The sequence below is a fragment of the Variovorax paradoxus genome (genome assembly GCF_009498455.1).
In the GTDB taxonomy this organism is placed as follows: Bacteria; Pseudomonadota; Gammaproteobacteria; order Burkholderiales; family Burkholderiaceae_C; genus Variovorax; species Variovorax paradoxus_H.
Genome location: NZ_CP045644.1, coordinates 6,528,488 through 6,547,538, shown reverse-complemented (window position 1 = coordinate 6,547,538; position 19,051 = coordinate 6,528,488). Strand labels below are relative to the sequence as shown.

The following is a 19,051-nucleotide window of genomic DNA, read 5'->3' as shown; positions in this document are numbered from 1 at the left end:
ATTCGAGATTGCGTCGCTTCGTGCCGATGGGGCCGGGCTTCATAAGTGTGCGTTTGTTTGCACATGATGACAAAAGAAGGGGCCTACCTGTTTCCGTTGGTCAATAACGGCACTTTTCCCTGTCGACTGTCCACAAACGTTAATACATTCCACTCCATGGCGAGCGGCATGGCGCGATGAAAAGGGAATCGATGGTGGGCAGGGTGGAACAGAAAAACGGTCGCGTGGTGGTGCTGACGGATTCCGACGAAGAGATCGACTGGCTGCGAAGCCGGTTGAAGGACGTCGGCTACAGCCCGTTGTGTGTCGTGAACGAGGAAGATCTGATGGAGGCCGCGTCGATGCCAGGCGTCGGGCTGTTCCTGCTGATGGGCGAGGCGATGGCGTGCGCGCTGCCGGAAATCCTGTTCGGCATCGGCGCCAGCCGTTCGGCGACGGTGCCGGTGGTTGTGCTGACCCGCTCACGGGCCGTGCTGGATGCGTCGCGCGTGTCGTTGTTCGACATCGACGATTTCCTTGTGAGTCCCTGGAGCCCCGAAGAGGTCGTGGCGCGGGTGTCGGCGCTGTGCGGCCGGAAGTCCTTGCGGAGGAACGTCGAGCCGCGGAGCCTCTACGGGTTCCAGCTCGTACGCAGCCGTTTGGCGGTCGAGTACGCGAGCCGCGAAACCATCATGACGCCCAGCGAATTCGAGATTGCCCGCCTGCTGGTGCGCTATCTCGGCACACCGGTGTCGCGCCAGCAAATGCCACAGGGGCCCCGCGGCGGCGGAGAGCCGAGCGCCAGCCGTTCGCTGGACGCCCTGGTGTCCCGCGTGCGCAGGAAGCTGGGATTGATCGTGGGCGACGAATTCCGGGTGCGCTCGCTCTACGGGGTGGGCTACACGCTGGAGCGCGCGCACGACCGACGCAGGGAGTGATGACGCACCGGCCCCCTGCCGCGATGGTGGCCTGCGCCGCCGTTCAGCCCGCAGGCGGCACGGGCTTCGTGCTGTTTCAGGTGAAGGTCGACTGACGACCCGGCGGGCCTTCAGGCCCTGCGCTTGAACAGCGCGGACGCGCCGCTGGCCCGCGCCACGTCGTCCGCCGCGGCCAGCAGCTGCGGGCCCAGCGCGAGCATGCGTTCTTCCGTGAGCCGTACCAGCGGCCCCGCGATGGTGATGACGCCGATCACGCCGCCGTGCGCACCGCGCACCGGCGCGGCCATGGCAGTCATGGCGGGGGAGAACACCTCGTTGATCATCGAGAAGCCGCGCTTGCGTGTGGCACGCAAGAACACGAGCAGCGCCTTCATGGTGGTCGGCGCCTTCGGGCCGAAGTCTTCCGGCTGGCCGAAGCCCTGCTTCGCGACGAGTTGCAGCGCCTGTTCGTCCGTCATGGTCGACAGCCACGCGTGGCCCGCGGAGCTGCACGAGAGGTTCACCGACAGGCCCATGTCCGGGTCGTAGCGCAGCCCGCGCGTGGCGCCTTGCGCCTTCGCGACGAAGGTGAGTTCGTCGCCGTCGACCACCGCCAGCCGCACCAGCTCGCCCGATTCGACCGCGAGCCGGTCGAGCAGCGGTTGCGCCACATCGACGATGCCGCTGTTGCTCAGGAAGCTCAGGCCCAGCGACACCAGCTTGATGGTCAGCATGTAGTCGCCATGGCTCTGGTCTTGCCGCACGTAGCCGCAGCGCACCAGTTCGCTCAACAGGCGATGGGTGGCGCTCAAGGGCATTTCCAGCTCGGCAGACAGCGCGGAAAGCGCGCGGCCTTCGGGGTGGCCGGAGAGGTGTTCGAGCACTTTGAAGCTGCGTTCGAGTATGGCTGTCATGAGACGACTCTAGCATTTTGCCAAGTGTTTTCACTAGTAGAAAGATTTTCCACTAAATCGATAAGATCGCGCCGTCTGGGGTCGGAGGCGCTTCTTGGCGCCCCGGCATGGATCGCTCACATCGCAAGCTGGAGAACAACTTTGAGAACGCTTTACCGCTCGCTGGCCACCGCCGGCCTCGCCCTCGCCCTGGTCGTTCCTGCCGTTGCGCAGGCGCAGCAGGAGCGCGTGATCCGCTTCGGCCACCTCAACAACGCCGACCATCCCGTGAGCTTCGGCGTCAAGCGCTTTGCCGAGCTGCTCTCGGCCAAGAGCGGCGGCAAGATGAAGGTGCAGGAGTTCCCCGCCTCGCAGCTGGGCAACGAGATGCAGCAGCAGTCGGCGCTGCAGGGCGGCGTGCAGCAGATGTCGGCGCCGGCGACCACATCGCTCGCGGGCATCGTCAAGGAATTCGGCCTCGTCGACTTTCCCTTCTCGGTCAACAACTTCGCGCAGGCCGATGCACTGCTCGATGGTCCGCTCGGCCAAGCATTGATCGCCAAGCTCCCTGAGAAGGGCCTCGTCGCTCTGGGCTACTGGGACCTGGGCTTTCGCAACGTCACGAACAGCAAGCGCCCGATCACCAAACCTGAAGACCTCGAAGGTTTGAAGATCCGCGTGATCCCCAACCCCGTGTTCCTGGAGACCTTCAAGGCCTTCAAGGCCAACCCGGTGCCGATGCCTTTTGCCGAGCTGTACGGCGCCCTCGAAGCCAAGGCGGTCGATGGCCAGGAGAACCCGTATGCGGTGATCCTGTCGAACAAGTTCTATGAAGTGCAGAAGTTCGTGAGCGCCACGAACCACGTTTACGCCGCCAACATCGTGCTGGTGAGCAAGAAGTTCTGGGACTCGCTCACGCCGGCCGAGCAGAAGATGATGAACGACGCGGCCAACGAGGCACGCGGTTACCAGCGGCAGGTGAGCCGCGCTGCGGCGCAGAAGGCCGTGGGCGACCTGCAGGCCAAGGGCGCGCAGTTCAACGAACTCAGCGCCGCCGAGCAGAAGCGCATGCGCGACATCGCCAAGCCCGTCATCGACAAGTTCGCCGCCCAGTACGACCCCGCCATCGTCAAGCTCTACAACGACGAGCTCGCGCGCATCCGCAAGTAGCGCGTCCCCACCCACGGCGGACGACGAATTCCTTCTTCGGTCCCGCCGGCAATTTCCGTCACTCCCACGTCTGCGCCTGCCGCCACCCGCGGCGCAGCGACACGTGCTGGGCGCGTGCGCCCGTCCGATTCCGCCATTGACCACCAAGAGGAGACTCCGTTGAAACATTCCAGATCCTTTCCCTTCGGACTTGCATCGGCCGCCGCGCTCGCGCTGGCATTGACTGCCTGCGGTGGAGGCGACGGCGGCGGCGGCGCGGCCTTGCCGTTCCTGCCCGTGGCGCCCGCGCCCGCTGCATCGGCACCGCCGCCCGCACCGACCGACGAAGTGCCGCCGCCCACCGAACCGGTGGCGGAGGTCGACGACAGCTTCGACGCGTACTACAACGTGTGCCGCGGCACCAACCCCAAGTGCTACAACGACTGGGGCGCTTTCGCCAGCACGCCCGACCGCGTGCTGATCTACTCGCGCACCGCGGGACCGCGCCATGCCGTGCTCGGCACGCCGATGGCGGCCGGGCTGAACCCGACGATGAACACCGACAACGTGATGCAGGCGGGCTTGCTGCGCATGCTGTCGGCCGAGGGCATCACGGTCGACTGGACCGAGGACGTGTCGGTGCTGAGCAGCCGCATCAACAACTACAAGGCGATCATCTTCGCAAGTTCGAACCGCGACACCTTGTGGAACGGCGCCGTGAGCACCAGCCAGGACGCCGCGCGCACCGCGCTGCGCAACTACATGCGCCGCGGCGGCGGCTTTGTCGGCCTGCACAACGCCTTCGGCGCCGAATACAACTGGCCGTACTACGAAGGCCTGCTGGGCAACGCGAACTTCTACAACCACGGACCCAACCGCGCGGGCGACGTCGAGATCGTCTCGGACGACCCTTCGACCAAGGACGTGCCCAAGCGCTTCTCGTTCCAGGACGAGTGGTACAACCTGATGCCCTTCCCGACGAAGGTGAAGTTCCTGGCCAAGGTCGACACCTCGACGCTGAAGCCGCTCACCTCCGCGCCGCATCCCGGCCACGCCGACTTCCATCCGGTCGCGTGGTGCCAGTACTACGACGGCGGCCGCGCATGGCTCACGACCCTCGGGCACAACGCGCATTCGTTCACCGCCGACCTGTCGGGCGTGGGCGCCATCGAGTTCCAGAAGCTCGTCGTGCAAGGCGTGAAGTCGGCCATGGGCCTGACACCTTTCTGCACCACTGAATAAGCACGACCTCCCGGGGCCGGTGCCGCGCCATGCGCGCGCCACCGGTCGTTTCGAACACCCCTGTTCCAACGTTCACCGAGTAGAGACATCCATGAAGAAAAAATCATTGGTCACGCTGCTGATCTCGTGCGGCGTGCTCGCATCGCCGTTGCTGATCACCGCCTGCGGCGGCTCCAGCGGCGGTGGCGGCACGCCCGTGCTGCCTGTGGTGCCAGCGCCCGCCCCGCCGCCACCGTCTGCCAGCGCACCGCCTGCATCGCCACCGGCCGCCGCCGCGCCTGCGTCCGATCTGTCGGACTGCTGCACCGCCGGCGACAAGGACTTTCCGAAGGTCGGCGGCAACCTGGGCAACCAGAACTATTCGAGCCTGCGCAAGATCAACAAGGGCCTCGTCACGCAACTCGGCGGCGCCTGGGTCAACCCGATCGAAGGCGGCATGACCACCGGCAACAACCAGAGCACCACCGTCGTCGTCGACGGCGTGCTCTACATCGAGTCGGCGCTGGGCAACGTGGTCGCAGTGGACGGCAAGACCGGCGTCACGAAGTGGAAGTGGACCACGCCCTACGGCGGCATCACGCGCCGCGGCGTGGCCGTCGCGAAGGACCTGGGCCTGGTGTTCACCGTCGCCACCGGCAACCGCCTCGTGGCATTGCGCACCGACACCGGCGCCGTGGAGTGGATCAAGCAGTACCCGACCAGCAGCACCGACCCCGACTACAAGGGCGCGCTGCAGAAGGTCGCGCTGGTCTATCACGACAAGCGCCTCTACCTGGGCACCAACGACGGCAACCGCGGCGCCGCGTTCTCGGCCGACGCGCTCACCGGCAAGGTGCTGACCACGTTCTGGGGCGTGCCCCGCGCGGGCGAGCTGGGCTACGACACCTGGGGCGGCGCACCCGAGAGCGACCGCACCGGCGCGACGCCGTGGATCCATCCCGCCGTCGATCCCGAGCTGGGCCTGGTGTACTGGACCTTCGGCAACGTGCGCGGCGGTTCGTCGCAGAACGGCAGCAGCCGTCCGGGCCAGAACCTGTTCGCCAACTCCATCGTCGCGCTCGACCTCAAGACCGGCGAGTACAAGTGGCACTTCCAGTCGGTGCACCACGACATCTGGGACATGGACAACGTGATGTCGCCCGTGCTCGCCGACGTGAAGATCGACGGCAAGGACCGCAAGGTCGTCATCTACGGCAGCAAGACGGGCATGTACTACATCCTCGATCGCAAGGACGGCAGCGCGCCGCTGGGCATCGACGAAGTGCCCGTGAAGCAGGACGCCCGCCAGGCCAGCTGGCCCACGCAGCCTCTGCCGCGCCAGGGCGCCTGGACTGAGACCTGCATCGTCGACCAGCCGCTGGGCACGGCGATTCCGGGCGACCCGAACCGCGCGGTGCCCAACTACACCAAGGGCTGCCTGTACGACGCGCACTGGGACGTGCCGATCCTCTCCATCCCGGGCCACGGCGGCGGTGCCAACTGGAACCACCAGTCGTTCAGCCAGCGCACGGGCCTGGTCTACACGGGCATGGGCTACGTGTCGGCGGCGCACTCGCTCAGCGAGTCGAGCAACGGCCTGCGTCCGCCGGGCACCTACATGACCGGCGCGGTCGTGGCGGTCGACCCGAGCACCAACCTCGTCAAGTGGAAGAAGCCGCTGCCGTACTCGGTGGCGCACGGCAACGGCATCCTGAGCACGGCCTCCGACCTGCTGTTCATCGGCCAGCCCGACGGCAACCTGCTGGCGCTCGATGCGCAGGACGGCACCGAGCTGTGGCGCTTCCAGACCGGCGCGGCGATCAGCGCGAGCCCGGTCTCCTACGAGATCGACGGCGAGCAGTACATCGCGGTGTTCTCGGGCGGCACGGGCATTCCGTACGGCGACTCGGCACCGCGCGGCGACCGGCTGTGGGCCTTCAAGGTCGGCGGCGCGGTGACCGCGGCCGCCACGCCGACACCGCCCATGGTGCGGCGGCCCGTGTCGGGCCAGGCGGTGGAGGGCGCGGCACTGCCGACCCCGAACACCGTGTTCCTGGCGCGCGTGCAGACGCCGACGAACGAACCCGGCGCGACCGAGTCGACGGCCGTGAATGCGATGACGCCGACCTTCATGCGCGTGCCGGTGAACACCGTCGTGACCTTCACGAATCCGGCCACCAACGCCAACACCCATTGCGCCACGCAGTTCTTCGAAGGAAGGTTCAATCTGAGGCTGTCCCCGGGCCAGTCGCAGACCCACACCTTTGACACGCCGGGCGAATACTTTTACAACGACTGCCATAGCCCGCGCCCGACGGGAAAGATCGTCGTTTATTGAAATGTCCCTCAACCCCAACCCTGAAGGAGCAATGCGATGAAGTGGTGCAAGCCTGAGTTTGAAGAAATGCGTTTCGGTTTCGAAATCACGATGTACATTTCCGCGCGCTGAGCGCGGCCCCCACACGGCACCGGCCTTGCGCCGGTGCCGTTTTTTTGTTGGGCCCCCATGAAGATTCTGGTGCTGGGTTCGGGAGCGGGCGGTGGCTTCCCTCAATGGAATTGCAATTGCCGCCTGTGCGCCGGCCAGCGAAGCGGACAGGTGCGGGCCACGCCCCGCACGCAGAGTTCGATTGCGGTGTCGGCCGATGGCGAACGCTGGATCTTGCTGAACGCGTCCCCCGACCTCGGCGCGCAACTGCGCGCCTCGCCGGCCCTGTGGCCGCGCCACGGACTGCGCCATTCGCCGATCGAGGCGGTGGTGCTGATGGACTCTCAAATCGACCACGTCGCAGGCCTGCTGAGCCTGCGTGAAGGGCAGCGGCTGCAGCTGTACTGCACGCCCGAGGCGCACGACGACCTCACCGGCAGCCTGCCGCTGCTGCGCACGCTCGACAGCTACTGCGGCGTGACCTGGCACCCGTTGTCGCTCGAGCCCGGCGGTGGCGCCTGGCACGACATCGCCGGCCTGCGGCTGCAGGCGCTGCCCGTGCCCGGCAAGGCGCCGCCGTATTCGCCGCGCCGCCAGACCGAGGCGCGCAGCGAGAACGCCGCAGTGCTCATCGAAGACCCCGCCACCGGCAAGCGCGTGCTCTATGCGCCGGGCCTGGCGCAGGTCGGCGAGGCCGAGCGCCGCAGCCTCGACGCCTGCGACTGCGTGCTCGTCGACGGCACCTTCTGGACCGAGGACGAAATGGTGGCGGCCGGCCTCGGCAAGAAGCACGCGGCCGACATGGGCCACCTGCCACAGTGCGATGGGCCGCACGGCCCCGGCATGCTGAAAGCACTCGACGCCTGCGCTGCACAACGCAAGGTGCTCATCCACATCAACAACAGCAATCCCATCCTCGACGAAGACGGCCCGGAGCGCGCGCAGCTCGTGCAGCGCGGCATCGAGGTCGCGTTCGACGGCATGACGCTGGAGATCTGAACACGTGACAGCAGACAAACAAGAGCAGCAAGACCCATGGTCCCCGCAGGAATTCGAAGCGAGGCTGCGCGCCATGGAGTCGCGCTATCACAGCCACCATCCCTTCAACCGCCGGCTCAATGCGGGCGAGCTGCAGCCTTTCCAAGTGCGCGGCTGGGTGGCGAACCGCTTCTACTACCAGTGCCGCATTCCGGTGAAGGATGCGGCCGTTCTTTCGAACTGCGACGACCGCGCCACGCGCCGGCGCTGGGTGGTGCGCATGCTCGACCACGACGGGCACGGCGACCATGAAGGCGCCAACGCGGGCGGCATCGAGATCTGGACCCGGCTGGGCATTGCCACGGGCCTGGCGCGCGAGGTGCTCGAGTCGCACGCGCTCGTCGTGCCCGGCGTGCGCTTCGCGGTCGATGCCTACGTCAACTTCGCGCGCACGGCGCCGTGGCAGGAGGCGGTGATTTCGTCGCTCACCGAGATGTTCGCGCCGCGCATCCATAAAGACCGGCTCGCGGGCTGGCCCACGCACTACCCGTGGATCGACACCTCGGGCCTGGACTACTTTCGCAGCCGCATTCCGCTGGCCGACCGCGACGTCGAGCACGGCCTCGAAGTGGCGATGCAGTGGTGCACCACGCGCGAGCGGCAGCAGCGCGCGCTGCACATCCTGGGCTTCAAGCTCGACATCCTCTGGGCCATGCTCGACGCGATCGAGAAGGCCTACCCCGACGACCTTCCGAAAGAACAGCAGCCATGACCGCATGGACCGACGATGCCCAGCCGGCGCTCACCTCGATGTACCGCATGCAGTGGGAAGAGGCGCAGCAGTGCCACGTGCTGCTGTTCCCCGAAGGCATGATCAAGCTCAACGGGCCGGCGGCCGAGATCCTGCAGCGCTGCGACGGCAAGACTTCGGTGGCCGCGCTCGTGGCCGACCTGGAGCACACCTTCGGCGAGAGCGACCTGCATGCCGACGTGCTCGAATTTCTGGAGCAGGCCCATGGACGCCACTGGATCCGCTGAGTTGCAGTCCAGCGTCGCGGCCAAGCCGCCGCTGTGGCTGCTGGCCGAGCTGACGTACCGCTGTCCGCTGCACTGCGCCTTCTGCTCCAACCCGGTCGACTACACGCGCTACCGCGAAGAGCTGGGCACGGACGAATGGATCCGCGTGTTCCGCGAGGCACGTGCAATGGGTGCGGTGCAGCTGGGCTTTTCGGGCGGCGAGCCGCTGCTGCGCGACGACCTGCCCGAGCTGGTCGCGGCGGCGCACGCGCTCGGCTTCTATACCAACCTGATCACCTCGGGCGTGGGCCTCACGCCGCAGCGCGCCGAAACGTTGAAGCAAGCAGGGCTGGACCACATCCAGCTGTCATTCCAGGATTCGAGCCGCGAGCTCAACGACTTCCTCAGCTCCACGAAGACCTTCGACCTCAAGCAGCGCGTGGCCCGCACCATCAAGGACCTCGGCTACCCGATGGTGCTGAACTGCGTGATGCACCGCTACAACCTGCCGCACGTGGGCCGCATCATCGAGATGGCCGAGGCGATGGAAGCCGACTTTCTCGAACTCGCCAACGTGCAGTACTACGGCTGGGCCTGGCGCAACCGCGAGATGCTGATGCCCTCGCGCGACATGCTGGTCACGGCCGAGGCGGTGGTCGAAACCCATCGCCCGCGCCTGGACGGCCGCATGAAGATCCTCTGGGTCGTGCCCGACTACGCCGAGGGCAAGCCCAAGCCCTGCATGGCGGGGTGGGGCAGCGTGTTCCTCGTGGTCGCGCCCGACGGCGTGGCGTTGCCGTGCCACAGCGCGCGCATGCTGCCCGGGCTCGACTTTCCCAATGTGCGCGAGCACAGCATCCGCAGCATCTGGCAGGAGAGCCCGGCCTTCGGCGCCTACCGCGGCACGGGCTGGATGAGCAGCACCTGCCAGAGCTGCGACGAGAAGGAGAAGGACCACGGCGGCTGTCGCTGCCAGGCCTTCCTGCTGACCGGCGACGCGGCGGCCACGGACCCGGTGTGCCCGAAGAGTCCGCGGCATGACGAGGTCGAGGCGATGGTCAAGGCGGCGGGTGATCCGCGCGACGTCGGCACGCCGATCCGCTTCGTGCCGGGCGCACGGCGCGCGGGCGAACTCGTCTTTCGCACCGACGCGAACGCGTCAGCTTGAGCAGGCACGCGCCGATGACGATCACTCATCGCCTGCCTCTGGGCGGCGGGCATGTGATGCATGTCGAGGAGCACGGCAACCGCGCAGGCCTGCCCGTGGTGGTGCTGCATGGCGGGCCGGGCTCGGGCTGCTCGCCGCTGTTGCGCCGGGACTTCGATCCGGCGCACTACCGCATCGTCTGCCCCGACCAGCGCGGTTCGGGCCTCAGCACCCCCGCAGGATCGATCGAACACAACACGCTCGCCGATCTTCTGGCTGATCTGAAGCTGCTGCGCGCGCACCTGCGCATCGACCGATGGCTGGTGGTGGGCGGCTCGTGGGGCGCCACGCTGGCGCTGATGCATGCGCTCGATGCACCCGAGGCCGTCGCGGGCCTGCTGCTGCGCAACGTGTTCCTCGCGCGAGAGAGCGACATCCTCGCGCTCTTCGCTGGCGCCCTGCAGCACGACGGCCCTGCATGGCGCGCGCTGTGGGACGAGGCCGAGCAACGGCGGTGCCCGGTGACGGTGCCGATCGCCGAGGTCTTCGCGCATGGCACCTGGGCGCGGCAGTGCGAGCTGACGCGTCAATGGTTCGACTGGGAACAGCGCCTCGCCACCGGCGGTGTCGCACCGCCGCTCGACGAGGCGATGCTGCCGCGGCTCGTCGCGCGTTACCGCGTGCAGAGCCACTATTTGCGGCATGGCTGCTGGCTCGATGCGCCCACGCTGCTGCAGCGCTGCGCCGCATTGCCTGCTGTTCCCACGCTGATCGTGCATGGCACGCACGATGCGCTGTGTCCGCCCGAGGGCGCGCAGGCATTGGCGCAGGTGTTGGGCGCGCCGCTGCAGTGGGCGCAGGCCGCGGGCCACGATCCGACGCACCCGGCCATCGCGGCGGCCATGCAGCAGGCCTTGCGTGACTACGCAGCCACGCAGGCCTTCGGCATCAGCGCAGCCGCGCCTTGAGCGAGTCGCCGATCAACGTCACCTTGTCCTTGCGATGGGACCACAGTCGGTCGTTGCCATAGCCGTCGTCAGCGACGAAGAGCACCGCGTCGCCGAGCGCACGAAAGCCCAGTGGCATGGCGTGGCGTTCGCCCGCGGCGAGGTCGGCCACGGCGCGCGTGCCGGCCGTCGTGCCGTCGCTGGTCCACGGCTCGACGCCACGGCCACCGCCGCCGTTCGCCGCAAACCACAGGCGCGTGCCGATGACGGCAAGGCGCGCCGGCGAGCCGTTCTCCGCGCCCGGTGCAATGTCCTTCACGCGCACCGTGCCCGCGGCCGAGCCGTCGCTGCGCCACAGCTCCGCGCCCGACACGCCGTCGGTCGCCGCGAAGTAGAGCTTGCCGCCCATCACGGCGATCGCGCTCGACACGGAGCCGCTCGGGCCCGGCCGGATGTCCTTCACCAGCACCGAGCCCTTCGCGGTGCCGTCGGTCTTCCACAGCTCGATGCCGTGCACGCCGTCGTCGGCCGAGAAGTACAGCGTGCGGCCCACAGCCGCGAGATGCGCGGGCCGCGAGGGCGCGGCGCCGGGGCGCAAGTCTTTCACGAGCTGGGTGCCGTGTTCGGTGCCATCGCTCTTCCACAGCTCGACGCCGTGTTCGCCGTCGTGCGCGGTGAAGTACACGTCGTTGCCCACGGCCGTGAGGTTCTGGATGCCCGCGTCCTCCAGGCCCGGGCGGATGTCTTTCACGAGGCGCGTGTGCTCGGGCGTGCCGTCGGTCACCCAGAGCTCGTGGCCCTGCGTGCGCGTGGTCGCGGTGAAGAACAGGCGCGACCCGGCCACGGTGAGCTGGCGGGTGAGGGCGCGCGGCCCGGCGTCGACGGCGGAGACGCGCGTGGTGCCCTTCGCATCGCCCGTGGTCTTCCACACCTGGAAGCCGGTCTGGCCGTCGTCGGCCACGAAGTAGAGCGCGTCGCGGAACACGGTCAGCTCGTTGGGCATCGCGCCTTCCCCGCCGGGGCGCAGGTCGATCACCTGCGCCGTGCCGGCGGCGGTGCCGTCGGTGCGCCACAGTTCGAGCCCGCTCGCGCCGTCGGTGGCCGTGGTGTAGACGTGGCCTTTGAACGCGACCTGTCCGGCGGGGAACGAGCCGCGGAAGCCCGGGCGGATGTCCTTCAGCAGCGTGGTGCCCGCGTTGCTGCCGTCGGTGACCCACAGCTCCTGGCCGATCGTCACGTGAAAGGCGCTGAACACCGCCTTGCCGCTTCTCAGCGGCGCGAGGCCGGAGGGCGCGATGAAGGCCAGCCGCTGACGCTGCTCGGGCAGCACCTCGCGCTCGGGGTCTTGCGCAAGGTCTTGGGCGGCGATGGGCAGGCTCGCGAACAGCGCGAGCGCGGCGAGGCAGAGGGCGCGCATCGGCTCAGCCCCCGAACCACCGCGCCGGCACGATCACCAGCTGCGGAAACGCCACCATCAGGAACAGGATCGCGAACTCGGCCAGCATGAACGGCACCACGCCGCGCGTGACGTCGTCCATCGAGATCTTGCCCACGCCCGCCACCACGTTGAGCACCGTGCCCACCGGCGGCGTGACCAGGCCGATCGAGTTGTTGATGATGAACAGCACGCCGAAGTACACGGGGTCGATGCCGGCCGCCTTCACCACGGGCATGAGCACGGGCGTGAGGATGAGGATGGTCGGCGTCATGTCCATGGCCGTGCCCACCACCATCACGAGCACCATGATCGCGATCATGAGCAGCATCCGGTTGTCCATGAACGGCTGCAGCATGCCCACGATCTTCGAGGGCAGGTCGGCCACCGTGATGAGCCAGGCGCTCACCATGGCCGCGGCGATCAGGAACATCACGATGGCGCTGGTCTTGGCCGCGTTCACGAAGATGGCGTACAGGTCTTTCCAGGTGATCTCGCGGTACACCACCGTCGACACGAAGAGCGCATACACGGCGGCCACCACCGCGGCCTCGGTGGGCGTGAACACGCCCATGCGCAGGCCCACGAGGATGATCACCGGCAGCATCAGCGCCCACAGCGCGTTGCGGAAGGCGGCGGCAATCTCGGCCGACGACTTGCGCGGCGGCGGCACGATCTTTTCGCGCCGCACCAGCCAGGCCCAGGTGATCCACAGCGCGCCGCCGATCAGCAGCCCGGGCACGATGGCCGCGAGAAACAGCTTGGAGATCGACACGTTGGCCGCCACGCCGAAGATCACGAGGCCGATGCTCGGCGGGATCACGGGGCCGATCACGCCGGTGGCCGCAATGAGGCCGGCCGCGCGCGGCTTGTCGTGGCCCGCGCGCACCATCATCGGCAGCAGCAGCGCGGTGAGCGCGGCGGCGTCGGCCACGGCCGATCCCGAGAGCGCCGACAGCAGGCAGCCGGCCATGATGGTCACGTAGCCCAGGCCGCCCTTCACGTGGCCGACGAGCGCGAGCGCGAAGTCGACGATGCGCTTGGACAGCCCGCCCACGTTCATGATCTCGCCCGCGAGCATGAAGAAGGGCACGGCCAGCAGCGGAAAGCTGTCGGCGCCGCCGATCACGTTCTGCGTGAGGATCTGCGCGTCGAACAGGTCGAGGTGCCACATCAGCGCGACACCGCTGGCCAGCAGCGAGAAGGCAATGGGAATGCCCATCGCCATGGCGAGCAGCAGCGAGCCGACGAAGACGAGGATGGTCATGGCCGTGCCCCCGGTTCCTTGGCGCCCTGCGACCCCAGGATCTGCTGCAGTTGCACCGCTTCTTCCGACTCCTGCACCATCACCAGCTCATGGTCGGCGATGCGGCCCGTGAGCAGGCGCAGCAGGTCGAGCGCCAGGATGAGCCCGGCGAGCACCGAGAACACGATGCCCGCGGCGTAGACGATGGCCATCGACGCACCGGTGACGGGCGCCGTCACGTCCCAGTTGATGCGCGCCTGCGCGATGCTGCCCTGCAGCAGCAGCCAGACGATGTAGAGCATCACCGCATGGCCGACGGCCAGGCAGATCTTCTTGCCGATGGGCGGCAGCTTCTGCACCACCATGTCGACACCCAGGTGGCCGTGCTCCTTCAGCGCCACCACGGCGCCCAGGAAGGTCATCCAGATGAAGAGCCAGCGCGAGATTTCCTCGGACACCGTGATGCCCGAGTTGAAGCCGTAGCGCAGCACCACGTTGCCGAACACGAGCACGACCATGACCGCGAGCGCGGCCGCGATCAGCGCCTCGATGCCGGTGCAGCACCGGTCGAGCCAGCGGGTCATGCGGAGGCCTGTGCTTGCGCTTGCGCCTGGCGCTGCATGTCGACCAGCGCGCGCAGCGCGGCCAGGTACGACAGCGGACCCAGGCCCTGGACCGTGCCCTTCACCGCCGGCGAGATGATCGAATGCGCACGCCATGCCTCGCGCGCGGCGATGTTGGACATGTGGACCTCGATGGTCGGGAACGGCATCGCCTTGATCGCGTCATGCAGCGGCACGCCGTGCTGCGTGAGGCCGGCGGGGTTCACCAGCGCACCTTGCGCATCGTCGATGTGGGCGTGCAGGAAGTCGATCAGGTCGCCTTCGTGGTTCGACTGGATGGTTTCGAGCGTCACGCCGAGTTCGACGGCGAGCGCCTGCAGCTGCGCGTTGATTTCGGCGAGCGTGGTCTTGCCGTAGATGTGGGGTTCGCGGCGACCGAACAGGTTGAGGTTGGGGCCGTGGAGAACGAGGATCTTCATGGGGAGCTTCGGTGAGGGACTGACTGGCTTGCTTGTTTACTTGCGGATGCGTACGAGCTCGTCGTTGTAGAGCTTGACGATGGCGGGGTCGTACTGGGCGGCGAACTTGTCGACGACGGGCTTGGCGATCTCGCGCATGCGCTTCTGCTCGGGCGTGCTGAGTTCGTTGAACTGCGCGCCCTTGGCCTGCAGTTCGCCGACGGACTTCTGTGCAGCCGCACGGCTGACTTGCCGCTGATAACCGCGTGCCTCGTTGGCCGCGTCGTTCATCATCTTCTGCTCGGCCGGCGTGAGCGAGTCCCAGAACTTCTTGCTCACCAGCACGATGTTGGCGGCGTAGACGTGGTTCGTGGCGCTCACGAACTTCTGCACTTCGTAGAACTTGTTCGACAGGATCACCGCATACGGGTTCTCTTGCCCATCGACCGCCTTGGCTTCCAGCGCACCGTACAGCTCGGCGAAAGGCATCGGCACCGGGTTGGCCTTGAAGGCCTTGAAGGTCTCGAGGAACACGGGGTTGGGGATCACGCGGATCTTCAAACCCTCGAGGTCTTCAGGCTTGGCGATCGGGCGCTTGCTGTTCGTCACGTTGCGAAAGCCCAAGTCCCAGTAGCCCAGAGCAACGAGGCCCTTCTCGGGGAGCTTGGCGATCAATGCCTGGCCCAGCGGCCCGTCGAGCAGTGCATCGGCCTGCGCGAAGTTGTTCACCGAGAAGGGGAAGTCGACGAGGCCGAACTCCTTGACGATGCCGGCCAGCGAGGTGGTGGCCGGTGCCGACATCTGCTGCACGCCGCCTTGCAGCGCCGACTGCTGCTGCATCTCGTTGCCCAGCTGCGAGGCGGGGAACTCCTGCACCTTCATCTTGCCGCCGCTCTTGGCCGAGAGCAGCTCGGCGAAGCGCTTGACGCCGAAGCTCACGGGATGGTCGGCGTTGTTGAGGTGGCCGAAGCGGATCACGCGCTCCTGCTGCGCCCACGACGGGGCGGTGAGGCCGGCGCACAGGCCGGCCACGGCAAGCATACGAAGAAGTTTCACGAAGGGTCCTCAGGCGGGAAGGAAGAAAAAGGGGAAGAAAGAGGGAACAGAGGTGAAGAAAAAACGCAGGATGGAGGCGATCGTATTTTTGTTGGAAAGAATTTCCATAATGGAAATCCCTTCCCCGAGTTCTGCTACGCTGGCGACCCACGAGCGGCGGGCCTCATCGCCCGCGTTGACGAGACGACACCCGGAGGACGACATGAGCGGAATACTGGAACGCAGCTTCAAGGTGCTGGAACATCTGGCGGAGCATCCCGAGGGGTGCGCGCTGTCGGCGTTGGCCAGCGAATTGCAGATTCCCTTGAGTGCATCGCACCGATTACTCGCGGAGCTCATCCGCTGCGGCTACGTGCGGCAGGAGGCGCGCGACGGCCACTACGTGCTGACGATCAAGCTGGTGTCGATCAGCCTGTCGTTCCTCAGCCGATCGGGCATCGTCGACATCGCGCAGCCGCTGCTCGACCAGTTGGCCTCGACCTCGGGCGAGCTCGTGCGCCTGGCGGTGGTCGACGGCGAAGACCTGACCTTCGTCGCCAAGGCGCAGGGCGCCACGCACGGCCTGCGCTACGACCCCGACATGGGCCTGTCGGTCGCGCTTTCGTGCAGCGCGGCCGGGCACGCGTGGCTGTCGACCATGGGCGAGGACGACGCCATGGCGCTGGTTGCCAAGAAGGGGCTGGGCAAGCCCGAAGACTTCGGCCCCAAGGCGCCCACGTCGCTCAAGGCCGTGATGGCTTTCGTGAAGGCGGCGCGCCAGCGCGGCTTCAGCATGATCAACGAGGTGTTCGCCCCCGCGATGACCGCCATGGCCGCGCCCGTGTTCGGCGCCGACGGCACGGCGATCGGGGTCGTCACCATCGCGGGCCCGTCGGTGCGGCTCACGCCGCAACGCATGGAAGCGCTCGGGCCGGCGCTGTGCCAGGCCGCCGAAGAGGTGGCGCGCGCCAGCGGGGCCTCGGCGTTGTTCAAGAAGAGGGCGTAGGCCCTGCCGGTTTCACCACCCCCCAGAAAAGAGAAGGAGACATCACCATGAAGACGAAGCATTCGAAGCGCACCTTGCTGCTGGCCGCCGTGGCGGCGACCCTCGCGTTCGCCGCTCCCGGCGCGTTCGCGCAGCTCAAGGAGCGCACCATCAAGTTCGCGTTCCAGAACCAGGCCGGCCATCCGCAGGCGCAGGGCGCACAGAAGTTCGCCGACCTCGTGGCCGCGAAGTCGGGCGGCAAGATCACCGTGAAGCTGTTCCCCGGCGGCACGCTCGGCGGCGATCTGCAGACCGTGTCGGCGCTGCAGGGCGGCACGGTGGAGATGACGGTGCTCAACGCCGGCATCCTGTCGGCGCAGGTGAAGGAGTTCGCGGCCTTCGACTTCCCGTTCCTCTTCAACAGCGGCAAGGAAGCCGACGTGGTCACCGATGGCCCCTTCGGCCAGAAGATGATGGCCAAGCTCGAAGACAAGGCGCTGCACGGCCTGGGCTACTGGGACCTGGGCTTTCGCAACCTGACGAACAGCAAGCGCCCGATCGTCAAGGCCGACGACATCGCGGGCCTGAAGATCCGCGTGATCCAGTCGCCGATCTACATCGACATGTTCAACGCGCTGGGCGCCAACGCCACGCCGCTGCCGTTCCCCGAGCTGTACCCCGCGCTCGACCAGAAGGCGGTCGACGGCCAGGAGAACCCGAACACGACCATCCTGTCGTCCAAGTTCGCGGAAGTGCAGAAGTACATCACCCAGACCCGCCACATCTACAACCCGCAGGCGCTGCTGATCAGCCGCAAGACCTGGGACGGCATGAGCGCCGACGAGAAGAAGATCGTCAACGAGGCCGCCGCCGAAGCGACCGTGTTCCAGCGCCAGGCCTCGCGCGGCGCCGCCGACAGCGCGCTCGACGCGCTCAAGAAGGCCGGCATGACCGTCTCCGAGCTGCCGCCCGAAGAGATGACGAAGCTGCGCGCCAAAGTGAAGCCGGTGATCGACAAGTACACCGCGTCGGTCGGCGAGGCCACCGTCAAGGAGCTGATGGCGGAGATCGAGAAGGCGCGCAAGTAGCAGCAAAAACGCACCGAGCGCAGATGCGGGGGCCGGGTGACAGGTGTGTCGCCCGGCCCCGCTGTGTTTCAAATTGGGGCGTCGCTGCGCCCGCCGCCCAATCGACGCACCTTCTGAGGGCTTTTCGCCTCAATCTGGTTCTCCAATCCGGCAAAATGCAGGATTCGCATAAGGTTATGCACCGTTTTGGAAAACAGAGGATTGGAATGAAGCACGCATCCGCCGGGGGGTTCCTCGCACACGTCGCACAACGCAACCCCGGACAGCCCGAGTACCTGCAGGCCGTGACCGAAGTCATGGAAAGCCTCTGGCCGTACATCGAAAAGCACCCCAAGTACACGAGCCACAGCCTGCTGGAACGGCTGGTCGAACCCGAGCGCGTGATCATGTTCCGCATCTCCTGGGTGGACGACCACGGCGAAGTGCAGGTCAACCGCGGTTTCCGCATCCAGCACAGCCTGGCCATCGGCCCGTACAAGGGCGGCATGCGCTTTCACCCGTCGGTGAACCTGTCGATCCTGAAATTCCTCGCCTTCGAGCAGACCTTCAAGAACGCGCTGACCACGCTGCCCATGGGCGGCGGCAAGGGCGGCGCCGACTTCGACCCCAAGGGCAAGAGCCAGGGCGAGGTGATGCGCTTCTGCCAGGCGCTGGTGACCGAGCTGTTCCGCCACGTGGGCGCCGACACCGACGTGCCGGCCGGCGACGTGGGCGTGGGCGGGCGCGAGGTCGGCTTCATGGCCGGCATGGTCAAGAAGCTCACCAACCGCGCCGACTGCGTGTTCACCGGCAAGGGCCTGAGCTTCGGCGGCTCGCTCATTCGCCCCGAAGCCACCGGCTACGGCAACGTCTACTTCGCGCAGGAAATGCTCAAGCGCAAGGGTCGCAGCTTCGACGGCCTGCGCGTGAGCGTCTCGGGCGCGGGCAACGTGGCGCAGTACACCATCGAGAAGGCCATGGCGCTGGGCGCCAAGGTGGTCACCGTGTCGGACTCGAGCGGCACCGTGGTCGACGAGGACGGCTTCACGCCCGAAAAACTCGCCGTGCTGATGGACGTGAAGAACCACCTCTACGGCCGCGTGAGCGACTATGCCGAGCGCACCGGCACCCGCTTCGTGGCCGGCGCGACGCCGTGGCACGTGCCGGTCGACGTGGCGCTGCCCAGCGCCACGCAGAACGAGCTCAACGAGGAAGACGCGCGCACGCTGGTGAAGAACGGCGTGGTGTGCGTGGCCGAAGGCGCCAACATGCCCTCGACCATCGAGGCTGTGAAGGTGCTCGAAGGCCACGGCGTGCTGTATGCGCCGGGCAAGGCGAGCAACGCGGGCGGCGTGGCCACGTCGGGCCTGGAGATGAGCCAGAACGCGGCTCGGCTGGTGTGGACGCGTGACGAGGTCGATGCGCGCCTGCTGCAGATCATGCAGGGCATCCACGAGTCGTGCCTGCACTACGGTTCGCGTGCCGACGGCAGCGTGAGTTACGTGGACGGCGCGAACATCGCCGGCTTCGTGCGCGTGGCGGATGCGATGCTGGCGCAGGGCGTCGTCTGACCTGAGCGTTCAGGC

General features: G+C 67.3%; 20 protein-coding genes. 13 read left to right on the top strand and 7 right to left on the bottom strand.

Translation table 11 applies throughout. The features are described from left to right. Positions 1 to 203: 203 nt before the first annotated feature. The gene (locus GFK26_RS30360) at positions 204 to 917 is read left to right on the top strand and encodes a response regulator transcription factor (protein ID WP_194273979.1); all 714 of its coding nucleotides are present in this window, start codon (positions 204 to 206) and stop codon (positions 915 to 917) included. A 110-nt stretch (positions 918 to 1,027) separates the two neighbouring features. On the opposite strand, the gene GFK26_RS30355 is transcribed toward GFK26_RS30360, so the two are convergent. Continuing rightward, positions 1,028 to 1,810, bottom strand: a complete 783-nt coding sequence (locus tag GFK26_RS30355; RefSeq protein ID WP_153285231.1) for an IclR family transcriptional regulator — start codon at positions 1,808 to 1,810, stop codon at positions 1,028 to 1,030. A gap of 141 nt (positions 1,811 to 1,951) precedes the next feature. On the opposite strand from GFK26_RS30355, the gene GFK26_RS30350 reads away from it, so the two are divergent. The 9 genes from GFK26_RS30350 (at position 1,952) to GFK26_RS30310 (ending at position 10,697) form a co-directional block, all read left to right on the top strand. Continuing rightward, positions 1,952 to 2,959, top strand: coding sequence for a TRAP transporter substrate-binding protein (locus GFK26_RS30350; protein ID WP_153285230.1), 1,008 nt, complete (start codon positions 1,952 to 1,954; stop codon positions 2,957 to 2,959). Between the two features lie 159 nt (positions 2,960 to 3,118). Continuing rightward, positions 3,119 to 4,180 (top strand): ThuA domain-containing protein, encoded by a 1,062-nt coding sequence (locus GFK26_RS30345; RefSeq protein ID WP_153285229.1) that lies wholly within the window; start codon positions 3,119 to 3,121, stop codon positions 4,178 to 4,180. 91 nt (positions 4,181 to 4,271) lie between these two features. Further along, a complete protein-coding gene (locus GFK26_RS30340) occupies positions 4,272 to 6,497 on the top strand; it encodes a PQQ-binding-like beta-propeller repeat protein (RefSeq protein ID WP_153285228.1) in 2,226 nt (741 codons plus the stop codon). 36 nt (positions 6,498 to 6,533) lie between these two features. Further along, a complete protein-coding gene (gene pqqA, locus GFK26_RS34730) occupies positions 6,534 to 6,608 on the top strand; it encodes a pyrroloquinoline quinone precursor peptide PqqA (RefSeq protein WP_013539171.1) in 75 nt (24 codons plus the stop codon). A 57-nt stretch (positions 6,609 to 6,665) separates the two neighbouring features. Further along, a complete protein-coding gene (gene pqqB / locus GFK26_RS30330) occupies positions 6,666 to 7,586 on the top strand; it encodes a pyrroloquinoline quinone biosynthesis protein PqqB (RefSeq protein WP_153285227.1) in 921 nt (306 codons plus the stop codon). Positions 7,587 to 7,659: 73 nt separating this feature from the next. Next, positions 7,660 to 8,337, top strand: a complete 678-nt coding sequence (gene pqqC / locus GFK26_RS30325; RefSeq protein WP_416222578.1) for a pyrroloquinoline-quinone synthase PqqC — start codon at positions 7,660 to 7,662, stop codon at positions 8,335 to 8,337. Further along, positions 8,334 to 8,603: a pyrroloquinoline quinone biosynthesis peptide chaperone PqqD gene (gene pqqD / locus GFK26_RS30320; RefSeq protein ID WP_153285225.1), complete on the top strand. Its 270-nt coding sequence runs from the start codon at positions 8,334 to 8,336 to the stop codon at positions 8,601 to 8,603. The genes pqqC and pqqD overlap by 4 nt, the downstream gene beginning before the upstream one ends. After that, complete coding sequence (pqqE, locus tag GFK26_RS30315; protein WP_153285224.1) at positions 8,581 to 9,750, top strand: pyrroloquinoline quinone biosynthesis protein PqqE; 1,170 nt, start codon at positions 8,581 to 8,583, stop codon at positions 9,748 to 9,750. The genes pqqD and pqqE overlap by 23 nt, the downstream gene beginning before the upstream one ends. Positions 9,751 to 9,764: 14 nt before the next feature. Beyond that, a complete protein-coding gene (locus GFK26_RS30310; protein ID WP_153285223.1) occupies positions 9,765 to 10,697 on the top strand; it encodes an alpha/beta fold hydrolase in 933 nt (310 codons plus the stop codon). On the opposite strand, the gene GFK26_RS30305 is transcribed toward GFK26_RS30310, so the two are convergent. From GFK26_RS30305 to GFK26_RS30280, 6 genes are read right to left on the bottom strand one after another with little or no spacing between them, the layout of a single operon-like run. After that, positions 10,678 to 12,093, bottom strand: a complete 1,416-nt coding sequence (locus GFK26_RS30305) for an ELWxxDGT repeat protein (protein WP_153285222.1) — start codon at positions 12,091 to 12,093, stop codon at positions 10,678 to 10,680. The genes GFK26_RS30310 and GFK26_RS30305 overlap by 20 nt on opposite strands. 4 nt (positions 12,094 to 12,097) lie before the next feature. Continuing rightward, entirely contained in the window at positions 12,098 to 13,378 is a 1,281-nt protein-coding gene (locus tag GFK26_RS30300) for a TRAP transporter large permease (protein WP_153285221.1), read from the bottom strand. Beyond that, positions 13,375 to 13,941 carry a TRAP transporter small permease gene (locus GFK26_RS30295; protein WP_153285220.1) on the bottom strand — a complete coding sequence of 189 codons (567 nt, stop codon included), beginning with the start codon at positions 13,939 to 13,941 and terminating at the stop codon, positions 13,375 to 13,377. Before GFK26_RS30295 ends, GFK26_RS30300 begins: the two co-directional genes overlap by 4 nt. Continuing rightward, on the bottom strand, positions 13,938 to 14,399 hold the full coding sequence (locus tag GFK26_RS30290; RefSeq protein WP_153285219.1) for a type II 3-dehydroquinate dehydratase: 462 nt from the start codon (positions 14,397 to 14,399) through the stop codon (positions 13,938 to 13,940). Before GFK26_RS30290 ends, GFK26_RS30295 begins: the two co-directional genes overlap by 4 nt. A 36-nt stretch (positions 14,400 to 14,435) precedes the next feature. Next, positions 14,436 to 15,419 carry a TRAP transporter substrate-binding protein gene (locus tag GFK26_RS30285; RefSeq protein ID WP_153286153.1) on the bottom strand — a complete coding sequence of 328 codons (984 nt, stop codon included), beginning with the start codon at positions 15,417 to 15,419 and terminating at the stop codon, positions 14,436 to 14,438. 24 nt (positions 15,420 to 15,443) lie between these two features. Further along, positions 15,444 to 15,638, bottom strand: coding sequence for a hypothetical protein (locus GFK26_RS30280; RefSeq protein WP_153285218.1), 195 nt, complete (start codon positions 15,636 to 15,638; stop codon positions 15,444 to 15,446). On the opposite strand from GFK26_RS30280, the gene GFK26_RS30275 reads away from it, so the two are divergent. The 3 genes from GFK26_RS30275 (at position 15,637) to gdhA (ending at position 19,036) form a co-directional block, all read left to right on the top strand. Further along, entirely contained in the window at positions 15,637 to 16,419 is a 783-nt protein-coding gene (locus GFK26_RS30275) for an IclR family transcriptional regulator (RefSeq protein WP_099796050.1), read from the top strand. The genes GFK26_RS30280 and GFK26_RS30275 overlap by 2 nt on opposite strands. Positions 16,420 to 16,466: 47 nt before the next feature. After that, the gene (locus tag GFK26_RS30270) at positions 16,467 to 17,486 is read left to right on the top strand and encodes a TRAP transporter substrate-binding protein (RefSeq protein ID WP_153285217.1); all 1,020 of its coding nucleotides are present in this window, start codon (positions 16,467 to 16,469) and stop codon (positions 17,484 to 17,486) included. A 206-nt stretch (positions 17,487 to 17,692) separates the two neighbouring features. Continuing rightward, the gene (gene gdhA, locus GFK26_RS30265) at positions 17,693 to 19,036 is read left to right on the top strand and encodes an NADP-specific glutamate dehydrogenase (protein ID WP_153285216.1); all 1,344 of its coding nucleotides are present in this window, start codon (positions 17,693 to 17,695) and stop codon (positions 19,034 to 19,036) included. The last annotated feature ends 15 nt before the right edge of the window (positions 19,037 to 19,051 follow it).